This is a genomic window from Caldovatus sediminis, assembly GCF_014644455.1.
In the GTDB taxonomy this organism is placed as follows: domain Bacteria; phylum Pseudomonadota; class Alphaproteobacteria; order Acetobacterales; family Acetobacteraceae; genus Caldovatus; species Caldovatus sediminis.
The window spans coordinates 124621-146685 of sequence record NZ_BMKS01000001.1 but is presented as its reverse complement, the minus strand read 5'-3'; the positions used below and the strand labels follow the sequence as shown (position 1 = coordinate 146685).

At 73.9% G+C, this 22065-nt stretch carries 19 protein-coding genes; 11 read left to right on the top strand and 8 right to left on the bottom strand.

Annotation, left to right across the window (positions count from 1 at the left end; genetic code table 11):
• Positions 1-64 precede the first annotated feature (64 nt).
• The 6 genes from IEX99_RS00640 (at position 65) to IEX99_RS00615 (ending at position 6351) form a co-directional block, all read left to right on the top strand.
• A complete protein-coding gene (locus tag IEX99_RS00640) occupies positions 65-523 on the top strand; it encodes a GatB/YqeY domain-containing protein (RefSeq protein WP_188897401.1) in 459 nt (152 codons plus the stop codon).
• Between the two features lie 223 nt (positions 524-746).
• The gene (locus IEX99_RS00635; RefSeq protein WP_188897400.1) at positions 747-1172 is read left to right on the top strand and encodes a DUF3592 domain-containing protein; all 426 of its coding nucleotides are present in this window, start codon (positions 747-749) and stop codon (positions 1170-1172) included.
• Between the two features lie 112 nt (positions 1173-1284).
• Positions 1285-1761 (top strand): DUF3592 domain-containing protein, encoded by a 477-nt coding sequence (locus tag IEX99_RS00630; RefSeq protein ID WP_188897398.1) that lies wholly within the window; start codon positions 1285-1287, stop codon positions 1759-1761.
• A 70-nt stretch (positions 1762-1831) separates the two neighbouring features.
• On the top strand, positions 1832-3703 hold the full coding sequence (gene dnaG / locus IEX99_RS00625) for a DNA primase (RefSeq protein WP_188897396.1): 1872 nt from the start codon (positions 1832-1834) through the stop codon (positions 3701-3703).
• A gap of 82 nt (positions 3704-3785) precedes the next feature.
• Positions 3786-5765 (top strand): RNA polymerase sigma factor RpoD, encoded by a 1980-nt coding sequence (gene rpoD / locus IEX99_RS00620; RefSeq protein WP_188897394.1) that lies wholly within the window; start codon positions 3786-3788, stop codon positions 5763-5765.
• Between the two features lie 4 nt (positions 5766-5769).
• On the top strand, positions 5770-6351 hold the full coding sequence (locus tag IEX99_RS00615) for a GNAT family N-acetyltransferase (RefSeq protein WP_188897391.1): 582 nt from the start codon (positions 5770-5772) through the stop codon (positions 6349-6351).
• A gap of 117 nt (positions 6352-6468) precedes the next feature.
• Here IEX99_RS00615 and IEX99_RS00610 read toward each other — a convergent pair whose 3' ends face one another.
• From IEX99_RS00610 to IEX99_RS00595, 4 genes are all read right to left on the bottom strand, one after another.
• Positions 6469-8589, bottom strand: coding sequence for a sodium-translocating pyrophosphatase (locus IEX99_RS00610; RefSeq protein ID WP_229677719.1), 2121 nt, complete (start codon positions 8587-8589; stop codon positions 6469-6471).
• 136 nt (positions 8590-8725) lie between these two features.
• On the bottom strand, positions 8726-9277 hold the full coding sequence (gene ppa / locus IEX99_RS00605) for an inorganic diphosphatase (RefSeq protein WP_188897390.1): 552 nt from the start codon (positions 9275-9277) through the stop codon (positions 8726-8728).
• A gap of 287 nt (positions 9278-9564) precedes the next feature.
• Positions 9565-9777: a hypothetical protein gene (locus tag IEX99_RS00600; protein ID WP_188897388.1), complete on the bottom strand. Its 213-nt coding sequence runs from the start codon at positions 9775-9777 to the stop codon at positions 9565-9567.
• 137 nt (positions 9778-9914) lie between these two features.
• Positions 9915-10610: an MlaC/ttg2D family ABC transporter substrate-binding protein gene (locus IEX99_RS00595; RefSeq protein ID WP_229677718.1), complete on the bottom strand. Its 696-nt coding sequence runs from the start codon at positions 10608-10610 to the stop codon at positions 9915-9917.
• 616 nt (positions 10611-11226) lie between these two features.
• Between IEX99_RS00595 and metF the strand changes: the two genes are divergently transcribed.
• Positions 11227-12186, top strand: a complete 960-nt coding sequence (gene metF / locus IEX99_RS00590) for a methylenetetrahydrofolate reductase [NAD(P)H] (protein ID WP_188897386.1) — start codon at positions 11227-11229, stop codon at positions 12184-12186.
• Positions 12187-12208: 22 nt separating this feature from the next.
• Here metF and IEX99_RS00585 read toward each other — a convergent pair whose 3' ends face one another.
• On the bottom strand, positions 12209-13009 hold the full coding sequence (locus IEX99_RS00585; protein ID WP_188897384.1) for a phytanoyl-CoA dioxygenase family protein: 801 nt from the start codon (positions 13007-13009) through the stop codon (positions 12209-12211).
• Positions 13010-13042: 33 nt separating this feature from the next.
• A complete protein-coding gene (locus tag IEX99_RS00580) occupies positions 13043-13981 on the bottom strand; it encodes a hypothetical protein (protein WP_188897382.1) in 939 nt (312 codons plus the stop codon).
• A 60-nt stretch (positions 13982-14041) separates the two neighbouring features.
• On the opposite strand from IEX99_RS00580, the gene IEX99_RS00575 reads away from it, so the two are divergent.
• Both IEX99_RS00575 and IEX99_RS00570 read left to right on the top strand, forming a co-directional pair.
• Positions 14042-16282: an ATP-dependent helicase gene (locus IEX99_RS00575; RefSeq protein ID WP_188898220.1), complete on the top strand. Its 2241-nt coding sequence runs from the start codon at positions 14042-14044 to the stop codon at positions 16280-16282.
• Positions 16282-17211, top strand: coding sequence for a 50S ribosomal protein L11 methyltransferase (locus IEX99_RS00570; RefSeq protein WP_188897380.1), 930 nt, complete (start codon positions 16282-16284; stop codon positions 17209-17211). The genes IEX99_RS00575 and IEX99_RS00570 overlap by 1 nt, the downstream gene beginning before the upstream one ends.
• A gap of 9 nt (positions 17212-17220) precedes the next feature.
• On the opposite strand, the gene IEX99_RS00565 is transcribed toward IEX99_RS00570, so the two are convergent.
• On the bottom strand, positions 17221-18345 hold the full coding sequence (locus IEX99_RS00565) for an LLM class flavin-dependent oxidoreductase (protein ID WP_188897378.1): 1125 nt from the start codon (positions 18343-18345) through the stop codon (positions 17221-17223).
• Positions 18346-18625: 280 nt separating this feature from the next.
• Positions 18626-19030, bottom strand: a complete 405-nt coding sequence (locus tag IEX99_RS00560; protein WP_188897376.1) for a DUF1127 domain-containing protein — start codon at positions 19028-19030, stop codon at positions 18626-18628.
• A gap of 216 nt (positions 19031-19246) precedes the next feature.
• On the opposite strand from IEX99_RS00560, the gene IEX99_RS00555 reads away from it, so the two are divergent.
• Both IEX99_RS00555 and IEX99_RS00550 read left to right on the top strand, forming a co-directional pair.
• Positions 19247-21034, top strand: coding sequence for an aminopeptidase P family protein (locus IEX99_RS00555; protein ID WP_188897374.1), 1788 nt, complete (start codon positions 19247-19249; stop codon positions 21032-21034).
• 15 nt (positions 21035-21049) lie between these two features.
• Entirely contained in the window at positions 21050-21997 is a 948-nt protein-coding gene (locus tag IEX99_RS00550) for a polysaccharide deacetylase family protein (protein WP_188897372.1), read from the top strand.
• Positions 21998-22065 lie beyond the last annotated feature (68 nt).

The following is a 22065-nucleotide window of genomic DNA, read 5'->3' as shown; positions in this document are numbered from 1 at the left end:
GCCCTTGCGCCTGCCGCCCCGGCCCCATCCGCGCTATACCGCCGGCCGACCCGAGGAGGCCCCGATGGACCTGCGCACCCGCTTCACCGAGGAGTTGAAGGCCGCGATGAAGGCCGGCGACGCGGCGCGCATCTCCACCCTCCGCATGATCCTCGCCCGGCTCAAGGAGACGGACATCGCCGCCCGTCCTTCCGGCGTGGACCAGGTGCCGGAGGAGCAGATCGTCGCGATGCTGCGCGGCATGGTGAAGTCCCGCCGCGAGAGCGCCGACCTCTACCGCCAGGGCGGCCGGCACGACCTGGCGGAGAAGGAGGAGGCCGAGATCCGCGTCATCGAGTCCTTCCTGCCGCAGCAGCTGGACGAGGCGGCGATGCGCGCGGCGATCGAGGCGGCGGTGGCGGAGACCGGCGCCGCCGGCGTGAAGGACATGGGCAAGGTGATGGCGGCGCTGCGGGCGAAGCACGCGGCGACGCTCGATCTCGCCAAGGCCGGGCCGCTGGTGAAGGCGCGGCTCGGGGGATAGGGCGCGCTCCGGCCCGCACGGCCCGCCCGGGGCTCGACGTGCCGGTCGCGCCGCAGGCGGCCGTGCGCCGCGCCGTGTGGATTTCCGTTGCGCGGCCGCGGCAACCGGCGCAGCCTGGGCGCGGGAGGGTTCGTGCCATGCGTCACGCCCGCTGTGTCGCCCCTGCCATCGCGGCGCAGGGCCCGGCGCGATGAGTGGAGCCGCCACGCCCCCGGCGCGACCGGTGCCGAAGCGACCTTTCGTCGCCGGCATCATCTTCCTGGCAGCGGGCATCGGTCTCGCGGTGCTCGCCTGGATGCCGATCGCCGAGGATCGCCATCTCGCCGCCAACGGCGTCCGCACGGAGGCGCGGGTGCCTTCGATCGAGGAGCATCGCCGCCGCGGCGTCTCCACGTACTATCCGGTCTTCCTCTTCCGTACCGCCGACGGGCGCATGCTGCGCGAGCGATCGTCCGTCTCCGTCCCCTCGGTCGAGCCATACAGGAGCGGACGCCCGGTCGCGGTGGTATACGACCCTGCCAACCCCTCGAGCGTCCGTCCCGCCGACTCGGTGGGCGGCGGGGTCGGCGCCCTGAGTTGGATCCTCGCCGCCCTGGCCCTTACGGCCTTTGGGCTTGCCGCGGTGGCCCTGTTCAAGCGCCGGAGCTGACACAGTCCCGGCCGTGACGGCGCCCGGCCCGGCGGTCCGCGACGGCGTGCGTTGCCCACCGCCTGTGCATGCGCGAGACTTCTCGAGCCACTCTTCCGGGAGGCACCGACCGGTGGGCGCCACGACCCCGCGGCCGGCGGCGGCAAGGCACGGGGGCAGCCCCCTTGGCCTCGGCGTCTTCTGCATCCTGGTCGGCCTGGTGCTGGGCTACGGCACCTGGTCCCAGACCAGCGAGTTCGTCCACCTGATGCGGAGGGGCCAACAGGCCGAGGCGATCGTCGTCGGCATGGAATCGGTGCGGAGCCGGCGCGGGGCCACGATCCACCGCCCGGTGTTCCGCTTCGTCACCGCCGACGGACGCAAGGTCGAGGCCCGGGCCTCCACGGCCGTCAGTCTCTCCGACTTCCCGCGAGGGCGGCGGACGACGGTCGTCTACGACCCGGCCGAGCCGACCCGGCTGCGCCTTCCCGAGGACGTGGCCGCCGGACCGGGCGTGAGCGAGTGGATCCTTGGCCTGGGGACCCTGCTGATGCTGGCCCTCGGCGGGGTGCTGCTCAGCCGGTGTCGCCGCTCGGCCGCGCCCGGCTGAGCGGACTCCGGAACAGGCGTGGGGGCGGGCCATTCCCGGCCCGGCGTGCTAGGTTCATCCGGCACGCGCCATGGCCCTGCCGCCCGCCTTCCTCGACGAACTCCGCGCCCGCACCCCGCTCGCCGAACTGATCGGGCGCCGGACGCGGCTGATCCGCGCCGGCGGGCGCAACTGGAAGGGCTGCTGCCCCTTCCACCAGGAGAAGACACCCTCCTTCTACGTCTACGAGGACCACTTCCACTGCTTCGGCTGCGGGGCGCATGGCGACGCGGTCTCCTTCGTCATGCGCGCCGAGGGCGCCTCCTTCCTCGAGGCGGTGGAACGGCTGGCGGCGGAGGCCGGGCTGGAGGTGCCGAAGCCCGGCCCCGAGGCGGCGGAGCGCGAGCGCCGCGCGCGCGACCTCCACGCCGTGCTCGCCGCCGCCGCGGCGGCCTTCGAGCGGCGCCTGCGGCTGCCCGAGGGCCGCGCCGCCCTCGACTACCTCCATCGCCGCGGCCTGACCGAGGAGACGATCGCCCGCTTCGGCCTCGGCTGGTCCGGCGCCGGGCGCGGGGCGCTGGCCGCCGACCTCAAGGCGGAAGGCGTCGAGCCGGAGCAGCTCGTCGAGGCCGGGCTCGTCAGGCCGCGCGAGGGCGAGGGCGCCGCCGGGGGCTACTCCGACTTCTTCTTCAACCGGGTCATGTTCCCGATCCGCGACCGGCGCGGCCGGGTGATCGGCTTCGGCGGGCGCATCCTCGGCGACGGCCAGCCGAAATACGTCAACAGCCCGGAGACGGCGCTGTTCCGGAAGCGCCGCGCCCTCTACGGCCTCGACCTGGCGCGCGAGGCGGCGTTCCGCGGCGCCGCCGTGGTGGTGGTCGAGGGCTACATGGACGTCATCGCGCTGCACCAGGCCGGCTTCGGCGGCGCGGTCGCGCCGCTCGGCACGGCGCTGACGGAGGAGCACCTGGAGGAGCTGTGGCGCCTCACCCCCGAGCCGGTGCTGTGCTTCGACGGCGACGCCGCCGGCGCGCGTGCGGCGGAACGCGCGGCGCTCGCCGCGCTTCCGCTGCTCGCGCCGGAGCGGACGCTGCGCATCGCGACGCTGCCGGGGGGCGAGGACCCCGACACGCTGGTCGCGAGGCAGGGGCCGCGCGGCTTCCAGGCCTTGCTGGACGCGGCGCGCCCGTTGTCGGAGGCGCTCTTCGCCATGCTCGCCGGAGCGCGCCTGCCCGAGGCGCCGGAGCAGCGCGCCGCGCTGCGCAACCGCCTCGTCGCCGTCGCCGGCACCATCCCGGATCGGGCCCTGGCGGCGGAGTACCGGCGCGCGTGGCTCGACCGCTTCTTCGCCGCGGCCGGGTCGGCGCGGCGCGCCGCGCCCGGCGGCATCGGCGCGCGGCGGTTCCGCGCCGCGGGCGCGCCGTCGCCGCGGCCGCCGCGCCCGCCCCTGGATCCGCCCGCGGTGCGGCGCGAGCGCGCGCGCATCCTGCTCGCCATCACGCTGCGCCATCCCTGGCTGCTCGACGAGGTCGAGGAGCCGCTGGCGGCGCTCGACCTGCCGGAGGGCGAGGCGACGCGCCTGCGCGCGGCGATCCTCGCCTGCCACGCCGCGGCGTCGCGGGCCGAGGGGGCGGGCGCGCTTGACTCGGCCGGGTTGATGTCCCAACTCGCCTCGATGGGCGCGGCGGACGCGCTGGCCTGGGCGCTCCAGGGCGCGGGCCTGCCGACCGCCGCGACGGCGGATGCTCAGCCGCGAGAGGCGCTGGACGGGTGGTGGCACTTCTTCGGCTATCTCCGGGGCGAGGCGGATCTGGTGGACGACCGGCGCGCGGCCGAGAGGGCGCTGGTCGAGACCAACGACCCCGCGGCGCAGCGGCGCCTGATCCGGCTGACCGAGGCCCTGGCCGCGCTGCGCCGCGGCGACGGCACCTCCGGGCAGGACGGGTTCGCGGGGGACCCATAGGGTAGGGGGACGATCGCGCGTGCCCGGGCCGTACGCCCGGGCGCGTCCCCCCTCGACGAGGGACGGAGCGGGGTAGCGCAGGATGGCGAGCACGAAACTGGGGGGCAGCGGCGAGGCCGTGGATGGCCGCGACGATGCCGTGGAGGGCGTCCTTCTCGACACGCTGACCGCCTCGGTCAAGAAGCTCATCACCCGGGGCAAGGAGCGCGGCTACGTCACCTACGACGAGCTGAACGCCGCGCTGCCCTCCGAGCAGGTGTCCTCCGAGCTGATCGAGGACACCATGGCCCAGCTCAACGAGATGGGCATCAACGTCGTCGAGAGCGAGGACAGCGAGGACGGCGAGACCGCGCTTGTCGCGCGCCCCGCCGCCAGGGCGGCCCAGGGCGAGGGCGAGGAGGAGGAGGAGCCGGGCGGCAACGTGGACGAGGAGAGCCTCGGCCGCACCGACGACCCGGTCCGCATGTACCTGCGCGAGATGGGCTCGGTCGAGCTGCTCTCGCGCGAGGGCGAGATCGCCATCGCCAAGCGCATCGAGGCGGGGCGCGACATGATGATCGGCGGGCTCTGCGAGAGCCCGCTCACCTTCCAGGCCATCGTGCGCTGGCACGAGGCGGTCCGGGAAGGGAGGATGCTGCTGCGCGACGTCATCGACCTCGAGGCCACGGCCAACGCCGACAATCCGGAGGTGGCGGCGGTCGCGGGCGGCAATGGCGCCGCGGCATCGGGCAACGGCGCGGCCCGGGCCGAGGCGGCGTCGGAGGACGAGGCGGAGGACGAGGAGGGCGAAGGGCTCGGCCTCTCGCTCTCGGCGCTCGAGGAGAAGCTGAAGCCGGAGGCGCTCGCCGCCTTCGAGGCGATCGAGGCCGCCTATTCCCGGCTGCAGAAGCTCTCCCACCGGCGCATGGAGGCCTACGCCGCCGGCGCGGAGCTCGCCGGCCGCAACGAGAAGACCTACGACCGGCAGCGCCAGGAGCTGGTCGCCCTGGTCGAGAAGGTCCACCTGCACAACAACCGGATCGAGGAGCTGGTGGACCAGCTCAAGGGCATCAACCGCCGTCTGACCGGGCTGGAGGGGCAGATCCTGCGCCTCGCCGAGGCGAGCAAGGTCCGCCGCGAGGAATTCCTCGAGCAGTGGCGCGGCCGCGAGCTCGACCCGGGCTGGCTCGACCATGTGGGAAGGCTCGGCAAGAACTGGCGGGCCTTCGTCGCCAAGTCGCGCGACGAGGTCGAGGCGATCCGCGCCCGGATCGCCGAGACCGCCAACGAGGCCGGCCTGCCGATCGGCGAGTTCAAGCGCGTCTTCGCCACGGTCAGCCGCGGCGAGCGCGACATGACCCAGGCGAAGAAGGAGATGATCGAGGCCAACCTCCGTCTCGTCATCTCGATCGCCAAGAAGTACACCAACCGCGGCCTGCAGTTCCTGGACCTGATCCAGGAGGGCAACATCGGCCTGATGAAGGCGGTGGACAAGTTCGAGTACCGCCGCGGCTACAAGTTCTCCACCTACGCCACCTGGTGGATCCGCCAGGCGATCACCCGCTCGATCGCCGACCAGGCGCGCACCATCCGCATCCCCGTGCACATGATCGAGACGATCAACAAGCTGGTGCGCACCTCGCGCCAGATGCTGCACGAGATCGGGCGCGAGCCGACGCCGGAGGAGCTCGCCGAGAAGCTCGGCATGCCGCTCGAGAAGGTGCGCAAGGTGCTGAAGATCGCCAAGGAACCGATCAGCCTGGAGACGCCGATCGGCGACGAGGAGGACAGCCACCTCGGCGACTTCATCGAGGACAAGGCCGCGATCATCCCGCTCGAGGCCGCGATCCAGTCCAACCTGCGCGAGGCGACGACGCGGGTGCTCGCCTCGCTGACGCCGCGCGAGGAGCGCGTGCTGCGCATGCGCTTCGGCATCGGCATGAACACCGACCACACGCTGGAGGAGGTCGGCCAGCAGTTCAACGTGACGCGCGAGCGCATCCGCCAGATCGAGGCCAAGGCGCTGCGCAAGCTCAAGCACCCCTCGCGCTCGCGCAAGCTGCGCTCCTTCCTGGACAACTGACGCCATGTCCGCGGCGGAGGCGAGGGAGGCGACCGTCACCGCCGCCGTGGACGTCACCTTCCTGCGCATGGACGCGCCGCCCGAGGCGCCGGCGCGGCCGCTGCCGCGCGGCGCCGTGGTGGCGCGCGTGCGGCCGCGCTGCGCGGTGCCCTTCTACCGCTTCCTCTACAACACGGTGGGGCAGGACTACCTGTGGTGGCTGCGCCGGGCGGCGCCGGACGCCGAGATCGCCGCGATCCTGTCGCATCCGGGCGTCTCGGTGCACGTCCTCTATGTCGGCGGGCAGCCGGCGGGATTCTACGAGCTCGACCGGCGCTCGGCGCACGGGACCAACCTCAGCTATTTCGGGCTGATGCCCTTCGCGATCGGCAACCGGCTCGGCACGCCCTTCCTGCGCCACGCGATCGACACCGCCTGGGCGGAGAAGCCGCGGGCGCTGACGGTGAACACCTGCACCGCGGACCATCCGCGGGCGCTGCCGGGCTACCTCGCCGCGGGGTTCCGCACGCTGCGGACGGTGCGGGAGCTGTGGCCGGTGCCGGTGCGGCTCGGTCTGCGCGTGCCGGACCACCTGCGGGTGGGGTGAGGGGGGCGGCTCGCCGCCCTCCCCGACGGCGCCTCCCGGGCAAAGAGAAGCCCCTCCCCCGCGCGCAGGGGAGGGGGCTTCCCGTCGGGGCCGGCGCGGATGCGCCCGCGCGGCCGTTCAGTGCGCCAGCACCGCGAGCAGCAGCAGCGCCACGATGTTGGTGATCTTGATCATCGGGTTCACCGCCGGCCCCGCCGTGTCCTTGTACGGGTCGCCGACCGTGTCGCCGGTCACCGCGGCCTTGTGGGCCTCGGAGCCCTTGCCGCCGTAGTGGCCGTCCTCGATGTACTTCTTGGCGTTGTCCCAGGCGCCGCCGCCCGCGGTCATGCTCACCGCGACGAAGAAGCCGGTGACGATGACGCCGAGCAGCATCGCGCCGAGCGCCGAGAAGGCCGCCGCCTTGCCGGCGATCCACAGCACCAGCGTGAACACCACGATCGGCCCCAGCACCGGCAGCAGGCTCGGCACGATCATCTCGCGGATCGCCGCCTTGGTCAGCATGTCCACCGCGCGGCCGTAGTCCGGCCGGTCGGTGCCCTGCATGATGCCCGGCTTCTCGCGGAACTGCCGCCGCACCTCCTCGACCACGCTCTGCGCCGCGCGGCCGACCGCGGTCATCGAGATGCCGCCGAACAGGTAGGGCAGCAGCCCGCCGAACAGCAGCCCGACCACGACGTAGGGGTCGGAGAGCGAGAAGGTGATCGGCCCGACGTCCCGGAAGTAGGGGTAGGCATCCGGGTTGGCGGCGAAGAAGGCAAGGTCCTGCGTGTAGGCCGCGAACAGCACCAGCGCGCCGAGGCCCGCCGAGCCGATCGCGTAGCCCTTGGTGACCGCCTTGGTGGTGTTGCCGACCGCGTCCAGCGCGTCGGTGGACTGGCGGACCTCCTTCGGCAGCCCGGACATCTCGGCGATGCCGCCGGCGTTGTCGGTGACCGGCCCGAAGGCGTCGAGCGCGACCACCATGCCGGCGAGCGACAGCATGGTCGTCACCGCGATGGCGAGCCCGTAGAGCCCGGCCAGGTTGTAGGACACCAGCACGCCGGCGATGACGATCAGCGCCGGGATGGCGGTGCTCTCCATGCTGACCGCGAGGCCGCGGATCACGTTGGTGCCGTGCCCGGTCTGCGAGGCCTCGGCGATCGCCCGCACCGGGCGGAACCCGGTGCCGGTGTAGTACTCCGTCACCCACATGAGGAGCCCGGTCACCGCCAGCCCGACCACGCCGCAGAGGAACAGCGCGAAGGGCCCGAAGCTCGTCCCGCTCGCGGTGATCGTGCCGGTGCCGAACACCAGGTAGGTCAGCGGCAGCAGCGCGATGAGCGAGAGCACGCCGGTCACGACGAAGCCGCGGTACATCGCCCCCATGATGGAGTTGCTGGCCGGCAGCTTCACGAAGTAGGTGCCGACGATCGAGGTGACGACGCAGACCGCGCCGATGGCGAGCGGGAACAGCATCCCCGCCCAGCGCAGGCTGTCGTCCGCGAAGGCCAGCGCCGCGAGGACCATCGTCGCGACCATGGTCACGGCATAGGTCTCGAACAGGTCGGCGGCCATGCCGGCGCAGTCGCCGACGTTGTCGCCGACGTTGTCCGCGATGGTCGCCGGGTTGCGGGGGTCGTCCTCGGGGATGCCGGCCTCGACCTTGCCGACCATGTCGCCGCCGACATCCGCGCCCTTGGTGAAGATGCCGCCGCCGAGACGGGCGAAGATCGAGATCAGCGAGCCGCCGAAGCCGAGCGCCACCAGGGCGTCGATCACCGTGCGGCTGCTCGCCGGATAGCCGAGCAGCTTCGTCAGGACGAAGTAGTAGACCGCGACGCCGAGCAGCGCGAGGCCGGCGACCAGCATCCCGGTCACCGCGCCCGACTTGAAGGCGACATCGAGACCGCCGGCGAGCGACTGCATCGCCGCCTGGGCGGTGCGGACGTTGGCGCGGACCGAGACGTTCATGCCGATGAAGCCGGCCGCGCCCGACAGCACCGCGCCGATCAGGAAGCCGAGCGCGACCAGGAAGCCCAGCAGCACCCACACGACGACGAAGAGCACCAGGCCGACGATGCCGATCGTGGTGTACTGGCGATTGAGGTATGCGGACGCGCCTTCCTGGATGGCGCGGGCGATCTCCTGCATCCGTTCGGAGCCGGCGTCGCGCGCCATGACGTCCTTCACGGTCAGGTAGCCATAGACGATGGACAGCGCTCCCAGCGCGATGACCAGGAGCAGGGCGATGGTCTCCAAGACCGGGTACTCCCTCGGTGATCCGTGTGGGGCGGGCACGGCGGGGGAGGGGCGCCCCGCCCCTGGGCGGCCCCCATCGGGCGGCCCCGTATAAGCATGGCGCGGCAGGGGCGCAACGGCGGCCCCTCGGCCCCGGCTACGCCCGCCGGCCGGCGCCGCCTTCCGCCGAGGCCCGCGCGATCGCCGCGGCGATCAGGCCGCGCGCCTCCGCGGCGTCGCCCCAGCCCAGCACCCTCACCCACTTGCCGGGCTCGAGATCCTTGTAGTGCTCGAAGAAGTGCCGGATCTGGTCGAGCGTGATGCGCGGCAGGTCGGTGTGGTTCACGACATGGACGTAGCGGCGGGTCAGCCGCGTCACCGGCACGGCGATGATCTTCTCGTCCGTGCCGCCGTCGTCCTCCATCTTCAGCACGCCGACCGGGCGGACGTTCATCACCGCGCCGGGCACGATCGGGCGGGTGTTGGCGACCAGCACGTCCATCGGGTCGCCGTCCTCGCAGAGGGTGTGGGGGATGAAGCCGTAATTGCCCGGATAGCGCATCGGCGTGTGGAGGAACCGGTCCACGAAGAGCGTGCCGGCCTCCTTGTTCATCTCGTACTTGATGGGTTCGCCGCCGATCGGGACCTCGATGACGACATTGATGTCGTTAGGGGGATCCTCGCCGACGGGAATGGCGTCGAGGCGCATGGGAGGTCTCCGAAGGGGGCGCGGGGATGGCCGGCGTAGCAGGAGGCGGAGGCCACGGGCAATGCGACCCCCTGGCGACGCTGCGGCGGCCCGTCCGGCAGTGCCGCCCGACGGTCCGCGGCGGGCCCCGGGCGCCGGCCGCCGCGGGGCGCTTGCCTGAAACGAGCGGCGACCGCCATGCGTGACATCACCGTGGGCGAGCCCGGGCCGGTCACCGGCATGGACGGCATCCCGCCGTTCGAGGAGGCCAATTCCCTGTTCAACGCCGGCACGATCGCCGGCGCGAGCTATGGGGTCACGCTGCAGGGCGGCGGAAACGCGGTCGAGAACCGCGGCCTGATCGCCGGTATCGCCCCCGGCACCGCCTGCAGGATGCAGATCGCCAGGGCCGACACGCTGGCCGCCGGGTTCCAGGCCGGCGCCTTCGCCGGAACCGGGCAGATCCGCGCCTTCCAGTCGGGCGGCAACACCTTCGTGGACGGCAACATCAGCGGCAGCACGGCGCCGAATTCCGCATCCAGATCCGCGGGCTCGTCGCCCCGGACGCCTCCGACTTCGTGCTCTGAGCCGGTCCTGCGACCCGCCAGCCGGTGGCCCGGCCGGCCGGGGGCGGCCGACCGCGCCGCGCCTGTCCGCGCTACCGTCCCCCGCCGCTCGCCTCGCGCACCGCCAGCTCCTGGATCTGGTTGCGCATCGCCTCGAGCAGCGCCGGAATGCTGCCGCGGTTGCGCTGGATCACCGCCGAGTACTCGCTGCGCGTGGTCAGTCGCAGCGAGGTTCCCTCGGCGATCACGTCCACGACCTTCGGCTGCCCGCCCACCTCGCTGACCCGCCAGTCGAGGGTGAAGGGCGGGGTGCTCGGCCGCTGGATGACGGTGGTGACCAGCACGTCGTCGCCGGCGAGCTGCTGGCTGCGGCCGAGCGTGAACCGCACCCCCTGGTACTCGCCGAACCGGGCGGAGAGGTTGCGGATGATCACCTGCTCGAACAGCCGCAGATACTCGGCCAGTTCCGCCGGGCTCGCCTGGTGCACGTAGCGGCCGAGGATGAACCGCCCCACGCCCTCGATGTCCACGGCCCGCCGCAGGATGTTCGCTACCCGTTCTCGGCGCTGCTGGAGGTTGAGCCGCGGGTCGTTGATCGCGGCGACGAGCTGGTTGCCGGTCTGCTCGATGAACGCGGCGGCGCGTCCGATGTCCATCGCCTGGGCCCGCCCGCTGCCGAGAGGCAAGGCGGCGAGCAGGGCGAAGCCGCCGGCCGCGCCGACCGACAGCAGGAGGGCGCGGCGGGCGGAGCGGGCGGCGGAGCCGGCGGGAGGCACTCCCGGCATCATCGTCTCATCTCTCCTCAATGTGATGAACTATGGTCGCAGCTCGGGCGGCGCAGGCCGGGCGCAGGGCCGTCGGGGATGCGGGCGGGGCGCGTCGCTCGCCGTCCATCGGCCCTCCCGCGCATCCACCGCGGTTTCGACATTCCGCGCCGCCTGCGCGGCGGACGCCGCGCCCTGAGCCATGCGGGTCGGGAAGCCGATCACGATGCCCCCCACGAACCCGGCAGCGCCCTGCAGGTTGCCCGGACCGGGCAGGGCGCCGCCCCCGCCGCCCCGGGGCGGCCGGCGGGCCGGGCGCGCCACGGCGGAGTGACACGGGCCTTCCCCGGGTGGCCTGGTGTTCGACTGCGGTGCAATATCATTGTCCCATCGTGGTGCCGGTCCGGTAGCAGGAGGGTGCGTCGCGGCGATTCGGTGGCGCGGCGGCGGCGCTCCAGGGCCGGACAGGTCACGCCCATGCGACCGCTGCGGCTGCCCTAACACCCTTTTCTGGCGCCGGATGCAACCGATTGTTGCGTTACCACCCGGGCCGCCGCCTTGGGCGCGCGTTCCGGCCGCTGCGGTCCGCACCGCAGGGCCTTGCACTCGGGCGCCGATTCGCGGGAGAGATGCCGCCCCCATGGACATCCCTCCTTCCACCGCCGCACCGGGCGGCGCCGCGCCCGGAACGCTGCAGCGCTGGCTCACCGGCCCGCGCTTCGCCGGCCTGCCCGCGCCGGCCGAGGCCGCGCCGCGCCTTTCCTTCGAGTTCTTCCCGCCGCGTACCGAGGCGCTGGAGCAGCAGCTGTGGGCCGCGATCCGCCGGCTCGAGCCGCTGCGGCCCCGTTTCGTCTCCGTCACCTACGGCGCCGGCGGCTCGACCCAGGAGCGCACCCACGCCACCGTCGCGCGCATCCTGCGCGAGACGGCGCTGACGCCGGCGGCGCACCTCACCTGCGTCGGCGCCTCGCGCGCCGAGGTGGACGCGGTGGCGCGGCGCTACTGGGAGGCCGGGGTGCGCCACATCGTCGCCCTGCGCGGCGACCCGCCGGCGGGCCAGGCGCGCTACGAGCCGCACCCGGAGGGCTACGCCTTCGCCGCGGACCTGGTGGCGGGCCTCGCCCGGGTCGCGCCCTTCGAGATCTCGGTCGCCGCCTATCCGGAGACCCATCCGGCGGCGCTCTCGCCCGAGCAGGACCTCGACAACCTCAAGCGCAAGATCGACGCCGGGGCGACGCGGGCGATCACGCAGTACTTCTTCGACACCGACGTCTTCCTGCGCTTCCTCGACCGCTGCCTCGCCGCCGGCATCACCGTGCCGGTGGTGCCGGGCATCCTGCCGGTGTCGAACTTCGCCCAGGTGCGGAAGTTCAGCGCGATGTGCGGCGCCTCCATCCCGGCCTGGATGCCGCGGCTGTTCGAGGGGCTGGAGGAGGACCCGGAGACGCGCCGGATGGTCGCGGCGGTGGTCGCGGCCGAGCAGGTGCGGCTGCTGCAGGCGAACGGGGTGGACGAGTTCCACTTCTACACGCTGAACCGCGCCGACCTCACCTACGCGATCGCGCACCTGCTCGGCGCGCGGCCGGCGCCGGCCGGCTGAGCCCCCGCCCCCGGCCGGCGCCCTATTCCGCCTCCTGCCGGCGGCTGCGCGCGTATCGCAGCAGCGCGTCGTCGGCCACCGGCTCGATCGGCGCGAAGTCGCGGTGCGCGATCCACTCCGGCCGCGTCGGCCGGCGGATGCGGTTCGAGACCGCGTTCAGCGTCAGATAGACGATCTTGCGCGGATAGGGCGTGATGTTCGGCGCCGAGCCGTGCACCAGGTTGCCGTGGAACATCAGCATCCCGCCCGGCCTGCCGGTCGGGGCGACGATCCCGCCCTCCTCCACCAGCCGCGTCACCGTCGCCTCGTCGAGCGTCCAGAGCGGGTAGGAGGTGGTCTCGGTGTCGTGCCCGGCCTCCAGCACGCCGTGGCGGTGGCTGCGCGGGATCAGCATCAGCGGGCCGTTGATCGGCATCACCTCGTCGAGGAAGACGGAGATGTTCATCGCCCGCGGCTCGGGCATGCCGTCGTCGCGCGCCCAGGTGCCGTAGTCCTGGTGCCACTGCCAGACGTCGCCGGTGAAGGCGGCCTTCGCGTTGATCTTGAACTGGTGCATGTAGAGCCTCTCGCCGAACACCTGCTCGATCGGCCCGATCATGCGGGGATGCGCGGCGAGGATGCGGAACGCCTCGTTGTAGGTGTGGGCGGCGAAGGCGGTGCGCGGCGCGCCGGACTTCTCGCGCCAGATCTCGGGGCGGTCCTCGCGGTAGATCGCCTCCGCCTCCTCGCGCAGCACGGCGACCTCCTCGGGCGAGAAGAGGTCGGGGAGGAACAGCCAGCCCTCGGTGTGGAACTGCCGCACCTGGGCGTCGGTGAGCCGCATCGGGAGTGCCTCCATCCGTCGTCGTGCGCCGCCTCAGGAGGGGCCGGCGCCGCGGAGCCGATCATAGACCGGCCGCAAGAGGAAGGGATTGAGGAACAGCGGAACCTGGAACAGGGCGAGGAACAGCAGGATGCCCGGGTCCGTCGCCGCCGGCAGCACGGCGAGGTAGAGCGCCGAGTTGCGGTTGCCGGCGACCAGGCCGGCGGAGAGGGCGAGGTGCCGCCCGAGCGGCGCGAAGGCGAGGGCGGTCGCCAGGTTCAGGCCGAAATTCGTCAGGAAGCCGAGCGCCAGCCCGCCCGCGACCCAGAGCGGCTCGGCCAGCAGCCTGGCCTGGATGCCGTCCATCACGGCGACGCCGAAGACGCAGACCGTCAGGACCGCCGCGCCGTCCACCGCGGCGCCCCAGCGCGCCAGCCGCGCCGGCCCGGCGAGGCGGCGGATCGCCAGCGAGGCGAGCAGCGGCAGCCCCACCACCAGGGCGAGCCGCAGCATCAGCGCCCCCATCGGGATGGCGAGGTCGAGCCCGAGCAGCCCGAGCGCCAGCGGCGGCGCGGTGAAGGGCACGAGCAGGGTGGAGAGCACCACCAGCACCAGCGCCACCTCCGCGTCCAGCCCGACCAGGCGCGCGAAGGCCGGCGCGGCGGTGATGGCGCAGCCGGCCGCGACCACCACCGCCCCGGCGCCGAGCGGCCCGTCGAGCCCGGCGAGCCGCGCGAGGGCATGCGCCAGCACCGGCGCGGCGAGCATCATCCAGGCCAGCAGCGCGGCGATCAGCGCCGGCCGCCGCAGCAGCGCGGAAAGCCGCGTGAAGTCCACCCGCAGCAGCACCAGCGTCAGCAGCGCCGCCACCACCGGCGTCACCAGGGTGCGGGCGGCGGCGGCGAGGGGCGGCACCGCGAACCCGACCGCGACGCTGAGGGCGAGCAGCGCGCTGCCGTGCCGGGCGGCCCGTTCGAGGAGGCGGCGGAGCATGGGCGGCGGCAAGGCGGGCGGCGGTTGGAGGAGTTCGCCGGCTGTTCTATATCGCCCCCCGTGTCCCCGCCAGCCTCGCCCCCCGCCGCGCCGCCCGACTACCTCGCGCGCCTCAACCCGGAGCAGCGCGCCGCGGTGGAGACGCTGGACGGCCCGGTGCTGGTGCTGGCCGGGGCCGGCACCGGCAAGACGCGGGTGCTGACGACGCGCTTCGCGCACCTGCTGGTGACCCGCCGCGCCTTCCCCTCCCAGGTGCTGGCCGTGACCTTCACCAACAAGGCGGCGCGGGAGATGAAGGCGCGCGTCTCCGCCATCCTCGGCCGGGAGGTCGAGGGGCTCTGGCTCGGCACCTTCCACGCCCTCGGCGCCCGCATGCTGCGCCGGCACGCGGAGCATGTCGGGCTGAAGGGCAACTTCACCATCCTCGACACCGACGACCAGACGCGCCTGCTGAAGCAGGTGATGGACGCCTCGGGCGTGGACCTGAAGCGCTGGCCGGCGCCGGGGCTGATGGCGGTGGTGCAGCGCTGGAAGGACCGCGGCCTGACGCCGGAGCGGGTGACGCCCTCCGAGGACTCGGACTACGCCAACGGCCGCGCCCGCGCCCTCTACGCCCAGTACCAGCAGCGCCTGCGCGACCTGAACGCCGCCGACTTCGGCGACCTGCTGCTGCACACGACGGAGATCCTGCGCACCGAGCCCGAGGTGCTGGCGCAGTACCACCGCGCCTTCCGCTACATCCTGGTGGACGAGTACCAGGACACCAACCTGGTGCAGTACCTCTGGCTGCGGCTGCTCGCCAAGGGGCACGGCAACATCTGCTGCGTCGGCGACGACGACCAGTCCATCTACTCCTGGCGCGGCGCGGAGATCGAGAACATCCTCCGCTTCGAGAAGGACTTCCCGGACGCGAAGGTGGTGCGCCTGGAGCGCAACTACCGCTCGACGCGGCCGATCCTCGCGGCGGCCTCGGGCCTGATCGCGCACAACGCCGGCCGCCTCGGCAAGACGCTGCGCGCCGGGCGCGACGACGCGGAGGGGGAGAAGGTGCGGGTCGTCGCGCTCTGGGACTCCGAGGAGGAGGCCCGGATGGTGGGCGAGCGCATCGAGGAGGCGCAGCGCGCCGGGCACCCGCTCTCCGAGGTGGCGATCCTGGTGCGCGCCGGCTTCCAGACCCGCGCCTTCGAGGAGCGGCTGATCACCCTCGGCATCCCCTACCGCGTCGTCGGCGGCGCCAGGTTCTACGAGCGGCAGGAGATCCGCGACGCGCTCGCCTACATGCGCGTCCTCGCCCAGCCCTCCGACGACCTCGCCTTCGAGCGCATCGTCAACGTGCCGAAGCGCGGCCTCGGCGATTCCACGATCCGCGCGCTGCACGAGCTGGCGCGCATCGAGAAGAGCTCCCTCGCCGCCGCGGCGGAGCGGCTGGCGCTCTCGCCCGACGGCCTGCGCCCGAGGCCGCGCCAGGCGCTGGCCGAGCTGATGCGCGGCTTCGCCCGCTGGCGCGAGCAGCTTCCGCGCGACGGCCATGTCGTCACCGTCGCCACCCTGCTCGACGAGAGCGGCTACACGGAGATGTGGAAGCAGGACCGCTCGCCGGAGGCGCCGGGGCGGCTCGAGAACCTCAAGGAGCTGCTGCGCGCCCTCGGGGAATTCGAGTCGCTCGCCGGCTTCCTCGACCACGTCGCGCTGGTGATGGAGAACGACGAGGCGGCGGAGGGCGAGCGCGTCTCGCTGATGACGCTGCACGCGGCGAAGGGGCTGGAGTTCGACATGGTCTTCCTGCCCGGCTGGGAGGAGGGGCTGTTCCCCTCCCAGCGCTCGCTCGACGAGGGCGGGGAGAAGGCGCTCGAGGAGGAGCGGCGCCTCGCCTATGTCGGGCTGACGCGGGCGCGCAAGCTCGCGGTGGTGAGCCACGCCGCGAACCGGCGCGTCTATGGCAACTGGACCGCCTCGATCCCGAGCCGCTTCATCGAGGAGCTGCCCGACGAGCACGTGGCGAAGGAGGGCGGCGCGGCGATGGAGCGCCACCGCGCCGCGACGGGCGCGGCGGGCGCGTTCGGCAGCCCCTTCGGCCTCGCCGCGCCGCGCCGGCCGCCGACGCCGCGCATCTACGAGACCGGCTCCTGGGAGGTCGCCGAGCGCCCGGCGCGCGCCGAGCGCATCGCCGTCGGCGAGCGCGTGTTCCACCAGAAGTTCGGCTACGGCCGCGTCCTCGCCGTGGAGGACGACCGGCTCGACATCGCCTTCGACAAGGCCGGCACCAGGCGCGTCCTCGACCGCTTCGTGGAGAAGGCGTGATGCGCCCCGACGGGCCGCACCCGGCGCCGCTGTCGCGGCGCCGCGCCGAGCCGCTGGAGCTGCTCTCGATCGAGGGCCTCCCGGAGTCGGCGGTGCCGGCCTTCGAGGCCGCGCTGCAGACCGTCTGCGCCACCGTCGCCTACATCCGCGACGAGGCGAGCGACACCTGGCGCGTCGAGGGCGTGCGCGAGGCGGGCGCGGGCGAGGGGACGCTCGACACCGCGCTGGCGCTCGCCGCCGCCGCCGCGGGCATCGAGCCGCCGGCGCTCTCCGCCGAGCCCGTCGCGGCGGAGGGCTGGCTCGCCCGCACCGCCGAGAGCTTCCCGGAGCAGCCGATCGGCGACCGCTTCCTCGTCCGTCCGACGCACCTGCCGGACCGGCGGACCTATGGCCGCATCGTGCTGCGCCTCGACGCCGGCCTCGCCTTCGGCAGCGGCGAGCACGCCTCCACGCGGGGCTGCCTGATCGCCTTCGGGCGCCTGGCGAAGCGGCGGCGCCCGCGGCGCGTGCTCGACCTCGGCACCGGCTCCGGCATCCTCGCCATCGCCGCGGCGAAGCGGCTGCGCCGGCGCGTCCTGGCGACCGACATCGAGCCCTGGAGCGTGCGCGTCGCCGCCGAGAACGCGCGGCTCAACGGCGTCGCGACGCTGGTGCGCGCCGCGCTCGCCGACGGCTGGCGGCACCGCGTCGTGCGGGCGGCGGCGCCCTACGACCTCGTCTTCGCCAACATCCTCGCCCGCCCGCTCTGTGCGATGGCGAAGGACCTCGCGGCGCATCTCGCGCCCGGGGGCACGGCGATCCTCGCCGGGCTGCTCGGCACCCAGGCGCGCTGGGTGCTGGCGGCGCACCGGCGGCAGGGGCTCCGGCTCGCCCGGCGCCTCGATGTCGGGCCGTGGACGACGCTGGTGCTGCGCAAGGGCGGGGGCTGAGCGCCGCCGCTACTCCGCCGCGCGCTTCCCCTCGGTCGCCGCGACGTGCTGGCGGAAGCGCGGCATCACCTCCTCGGCGAGCCGCCGCATCGTCTCCTGCTCCCACGCCGCGTTCGGCCCGGACCAGTCGAGGCCCGCCATCAGCAGGTGGCCGAACGGCCCGACCCGCTCGCGGAACGCCACCAGCCGGTCGAGCACGCCCTGCGGCGAGCCCCAGATCACGCAGTCGGCGATGATCTGCTCGAGCGTCACCGCCTCGTCCGGCGTCTCGGCGTCCGGCTTGAGCGTGGCGAGCTGGCCCGCGGGCCGCGCCAGGGTGCTGAGGTAGTGGAAGTAGTAGCGGTTCGCCCCCGCCGCGTCGAAGACGCGCGCGCGCGCCTCCGCCTCGGTCGCGGCGATGCAGAAGTTGCGCGCGACGCGCCAGTTCTCGCCGCTTGCCGGCCTGCCGTTCGCGGCCAGCGCCGCCTGCAGCGTGCGCCAGTGGCCGGCGACGACGCGGGTGGTGACGAAATTCGCCGACACCACGCCCCAGCCGCGCTCCGCCGCCACCTTCACGCCGAAGCTGTCGAGGCTGCGCGCGGTGATGGCGATCGGCGGGTGCGGGCGCTGGAACGGCACCGGCATGGTGCCGACGCCGAGCTCGGGCACGACCGAATCGACGATGCGCGCGCTCCAGTTCGCGCCGGCGATGTCGTAGGGCGGGCGCTCCTGCGCCCAGATGCGCAGGATGATGTCCATCGCCTCCAGCATCCGCTTCCCGCGCGCGATCGGCTCGGTGTTGCCGAACAGCTCGAAGTCGGAGGCGAGGCCGCCCGGGCCGATGCCCATGATGAACCGCCCGCCGGTCATGTGGTCGAACTGCGCCGCCTCGGCGGCGACGATCGCCGGGTGGTGGTTGGGCAGGTTGATGACGCCGGTGGCGAAGGTGAGGCGCGTGGTGCGCGGCGCCAGCGCCGCCATGAACATCAGCGGCGAGGGGATCGGCTCGGAGCTGGCGGAGAAGTGCTCGCCCACCCACAGCTCGTCGAAGCCGAGGCGGTCGGCGAGCAGGGACTTCTCCGTGTCCTCCGCCAGCGTCGCGTGCATCGGCCGCTCGGGCGGGTGCAGCGGCATCATGAACAGGCCGAGGCGCATGGCTCCTCCTCGCTCGTGGTCCGGAAGGTCGGTCCGCTGTCGCCGACGCTAGGACGATGGGAGGAAGGGCGAAAGGGCTTGAGCTGCTCCGTGCAGGAGCCGGGCGGACGGCGACATGCGCGCCGTGCCCCATCCGCGCCCGCTGCCGGGGAAGTGACGGCGCCCGTGGGGCGGCCGTGCCGAGATGCGCGGTGTGCTCGGGGGGGCCGCCGTGGCGGTCAGCGCCCGGCGGCGCCGGCACCGCGCGCCCCCGCGGGGCTCGCGGCGCCCGGCCGGCGCTTCAGGCAGCCTGGGGGAGGCGCCCGGCGGTCGAGGGGGACGCGCGGCGGGCCTCCGGCGGCGTTGGCGGCGTCACGGTGTTGCCGCGGCCGTCGCCGGCGATCGTGCGGAACACGGGCGTGCCCCGGGCGAGGACGGTCCGGTCCGCCGGGAAGTCGGGGTCGAAGACCCGGACGATGTCCATGCGGGTGAGGCCGATGTCGGCCAGCTCCCGGTCCGACAGGGTGCGGAGCTCGTCATAGGCGCGCAGGCGCGCCGGATAGTCCGCGATCGCCTTGCCGATCGCCGCGAAGGCGTCGAACAGGCGGGCCAGGCTGCGGCGCAGCCGGCCGCCGGCGGCGCCCGCGGCGTCCGCGGGGTCGGGAGAACGACGGGCCGCATCGTTCTTGGTGAGCAGGGAGTCCATCTGTAGCGTTCCTGAGCGCGGCGCGCGCCACTGGGGCCTCCTCGGTCCCCGGCGGGGGCGGTGCGGCGCCTGGCCGGCGGGCGCGCTTCGCACCTGCAACATGGTGCGCCCAAGCCACAAGTGATGCCTCGGAACAACAATCATGATATGCGTTTTATGCATGGAAACTGTCGGAAATATGTCGAAAACACCTACCCTGGCCCAGGCGCCGCACCGATGAGCGGGGCCGCCGCCACGCCCGCCGCCCGCCTCGCCGCCCTGCGCGCCGCCCTGGCCGCCGCCGGCGTGGACGGGTTCCTCGTCCCCCGCGCCGACGAGCATCTCGGCGAGTACGTGCCCCCCTCGGCCGAGCGCCTCGCCTGGCTCACCGGCTTCACCGGCAGCGCCGGGCTCGCGGTGGTGCTCGCCGACCGGGCCGCGCTGTTCACCGACGGGCGCTACACGCTCCAGGCCGCCCAGCAGACCGACCCGGCGCTGTGGGAGCGGCGCCACCTCACCGAGGAGCCGCCGCAGGACTGGCTGAAGCGCCACGCCGCGGGCCGGCGCATCGGCTACGACCCCTGGCTGCACCCGGAGCCCCAGCTCGCGCGCTTCGAGGCCGCGGGCGTGACGCTGGTGCCGCTCGAGCCGAACCCGCTCGACCAGGTCTGGAGCGATCGCCCCGCACCGCCGGCGAGCCCGGTGGTGCCGCATCCGCTCGCCTACGCCGGCGCACCCTCCGGCGAGAAGCGCGAGGCCGCGGCGGCCGCGCTGCGCGAGGCGGGCGAGGCGGCCTGCGTGCTCAGCGACCCGGCCTCGATCGCCTGGCTGCTCAACATCCGCGGCGCCGACGTTCCCTACACGCCGCTGCCGCTCTGCTTCGCGCTGCTGCGCGACGACGGGGCGGTGGAGCTGTTCCTCGACCCCGCACGGCTGGATGGGGAGGCGCGCGCCTGGCTCGGCAACGACGTCGCGGTGCGCCCGCGCGCCGAGCTGCCGGCCGCGCTGGACGCGCTCGGCGGCCGGCGCGTGCGGGTGGACGCCGAGGCGACGCCCGCCTGGTTCGCCCGCCGCCTGCGCGCCGCCGGCGCCGAGGTGCGCGCCGGCGAGGACCCCTGCCGCCTGCCGCGCGCCTGCAAGAACGCCGTCGAGCAGGCCGGCGCGCGCGCCGCGCACCGGCGCGACGCCGTGGCGCTGGCGCGCTTCCTCGCCTGGTTCGCCGAGGCGGCGCCGCGCGGCGGCGAGACGGAGATGTCGGCCGCCGAGCGCCTGCTCGCCTTCCGCGCCGCGGCGCCGGAGTTCCGCGGCGAGAGCTTCCCCGCCATCTCCGGCGCCGGCGAGCACGGCGCCATCGTCCACTACCGCGTCACGCCGGAGAGCGACCGGCCGATCCGCGCCGACGAGTGCTACCTGATCGACTCCGGCGCCCAGTACCCCGACGGCACGACGGACGTGACGCGCACGCTCTGGACCGGCCCCGGCGCGCCGCCCGAGGCGCTGCGCGAGCGCGCGACGCGGGTGCTGAAGGGCCACATCGCCCTCGCCACGCTGCGCTTCCCGCAGGGCGTGGCCGGCCCGCACCTCGACGCCATCGCCCGGCGCGCGCTGTGGGACGCGGGGCTCGACTACGACCACGGCACCGGCCACGGCGTCGGCAGCTACCTCTCCGTGCACGAGGGGCCGGCGGCGTTCAGCCGCGCGGCGAAGCCGGTGCCGCTGCGCGCGGGGATGATCCTCTCCGACGAGCCGGGCTTCTACGCCCCGGGCGCATACGGCATCCGGCTCGAGAACCTGCTCCTGGTGCGCGAGGCGGAGATCCCGGGCGCGGCGAAGCCCTTCCTGGAGTTCGAGACGCTGACCCTGGCGCCCTTCGACCGCCGCCTGATCGCGCCGCGCCTGCTGACGCCCGGGGAGCGCGCCTGGCTCGACGCCTACCACGCGCGCGTCGCGGAGGAGGTCGCGCCGCTGCTCGACGCCGCGACGGCGGCCTGGCTGCGCGCGGCCTGCGCGCCGATCGGGGACTGAGGGGAGGAAGCCGCGATGCGCGAGATCAGCGTCGTCATCACCATGGACTGCGAGCCGAGCACGGCGACCAGCCATCCCAGGGCCACCGGGCCGCGCGACTGGGCGATGGGCGAGCGCGCCGTGCTCGGCTACGCCGCGATCGCGAGGTCCTACGGCTTCCCCTGCACCTTCTTCGTCCACCCGGAGACGATCCTGGCCCAGGCCGACCTGTTCAGGGCGCTCGAGCGCGAGGGGCATTGCGTCGGGCTGCACATGCACCCCTGGAAGTACTCCTTCTGGCGCCACGAGGGCGAGCGCTACCGCGCGCATTTCGGCGACCTCTCCGAAGCGGAGGCGACGGCGCTGCTCGCCGAGGCCTCGGCCCTGTTCCACGAGGCGATGGGGCGGCCGCCGCTGTGGTTCCGGCCCGGCACCTTCTCGGCCAACGATGCGAGCTTCCGCGTGCTCGCCGCGCTCGGCTTCCGCGGCGGCTCGGTCTCGGCGCCGGAGCGGGTGTATCGCGAGACGCGCTCGGTCTGGTCCGGCTGCGAGCCCGACCCGCACCGGGCGCATGCGACCTTCCGCCAGATCGCGGGCGACCTGCCCTTCGGCAACATGCCGCTCTCGGCGGATCTGTCGCGGATCCTGACGGCGCCGAACGGCCGCCGCATGCCGGCCGACTTCCGGCCCGACACCGACTGGCCCGGCCAGTACGGGGTGAGCTACCGCGCGATCGCGGAGAACATCCTCGCGCAGGTGCGGCAGCGCGACCCGGCGGTGCCGGTGCTGAACGCGATCTCGCACAACATGTTCGAGTACCGCGACCCGGCCGACCCGGTGTGCCAGCGCTTCAAGGTGATGCTCGACGAACTGAGCGGGGCGTGCGAGCGGGCCGGGGTGAAGCCGGTCGGCACGACCGTCGCCGACATCGCCGAGCGGGCGCTGCGCGTCGCGCCGCCCGAGGAGGAGTTCGCCTACATCTGACGCCCGGCCCCGGCGGCGGCGGGCGAGCGGGAGATGCGGATCGAGCGGCGCGGCCGCAGGAGGCGCCA

What these genes read in the sequence shown, in the direction of transcription:
- IEX99_RS00640 (WP_188897401.1), top strand. Translation starts at nt 65, where the DNA reads ATGGACCTGCGCACCCGCTTCACCGAGGAGTTGAAGGCCGCGATGAAG.
- dnaG (WP_188897396.1), top strand. Translation starts at nt 1,832, where the DNA reads ATGGCCCTGCCGCCCGCCTTCCTCGACGAACTCCGCGCCCGCACCCCG.
- rpoD (WP_188897394.1), top strand. Translation starts at nt 3,786, where the DNA reads ATGGCGAGCACGAAACTGGGGGGCAGCGGCGAGGCCGTGGATGGCCGC.
- IEX99_RS00615 (WP_188897391.1), top strand. Translation starts at nt 5,770, where the DNA reads ATGTCCGCGGCGGAGGCGAGGGAGGCGACCGTCACCGCCGCCGTGGAC.
- ppa (WP_188897390.1), bottom strand. Translation starts at nt 9,277, where the DNA reads ATGCGCCTCGACGCCATTCCCGTCGGCGAGGATCCCCCTAACGACATC.
- IEX99_RS00595 (WP_229677718.1), bottom strand. Translation starts at nt 10,610, where the DNA reads ATGATGCCGGGAGTGCCTCCCGCCGGCTCCGCCGCCCGCTCCGCCCGC.
- metF (WP_188897386.1), top strand. Translation starts at nt 11,227, where the DNA reads ATGGACATCCCTCCTTCCACCGCCGCACCGGGCGGCGCCGCGCCCGGA.
- IEX99_RS00585 (WP_188897384.1), bottom strand. Translation starts at nt 13,009, where the DNA reads ATGCGGCTCACCGACGCCCAGGTGCGGCAGTTCCACACCGAGGGCTGG.
- IEX99_RS00580 (WP_188897382.1), bottom strand. Translation starts at nt 13,981, where the DNA reads ATGCTCCGCCGCCTCCTCGAACGGGCCGCCCGGCACGGCAGCGCGCTG.
- IEX99_RS00570 (WP_188897380.1), top strand. Translation starts at nt 16,282, where the DNA reads ATGCGCCCCGACGGGCCGCACCCGGCGCCGCTGTCGCGGCGCCGCGCC.
- IEX99_RS00565 (WP_188897378.1), bottom strand. Translation starts at nt 18,345, where the DNA reads ATGCGCCTCGGCCTGTTCATGATGCCGCTGCACCCGCCCGAGCGGCCG.
- IEX99_RS00560 (WP_188897376.1), bottom strand. Translation starts at nt 19,030, where the DNA reads ATGGACTCCCTGCTCACCAAGAACGATGCGGCCCGTCGTTCTCCCGAC.
- IEX99_RS00555 (WP_188897374.1), top strand. Translation starts at nt 19,247, where the DNA reads ATGAGCGGGGCCGCCGCCACGCCCGCCGCCCGCCTCGCCGCCCTGCGC.
- IEX99_RS00550 (WP_188897372.1), top strand. Translation starts at nt 21,050, where the DNA reads ATGCGCGAGATCAGCGTCGTCATCACCATGGACTGCGAGCCGAGCACG.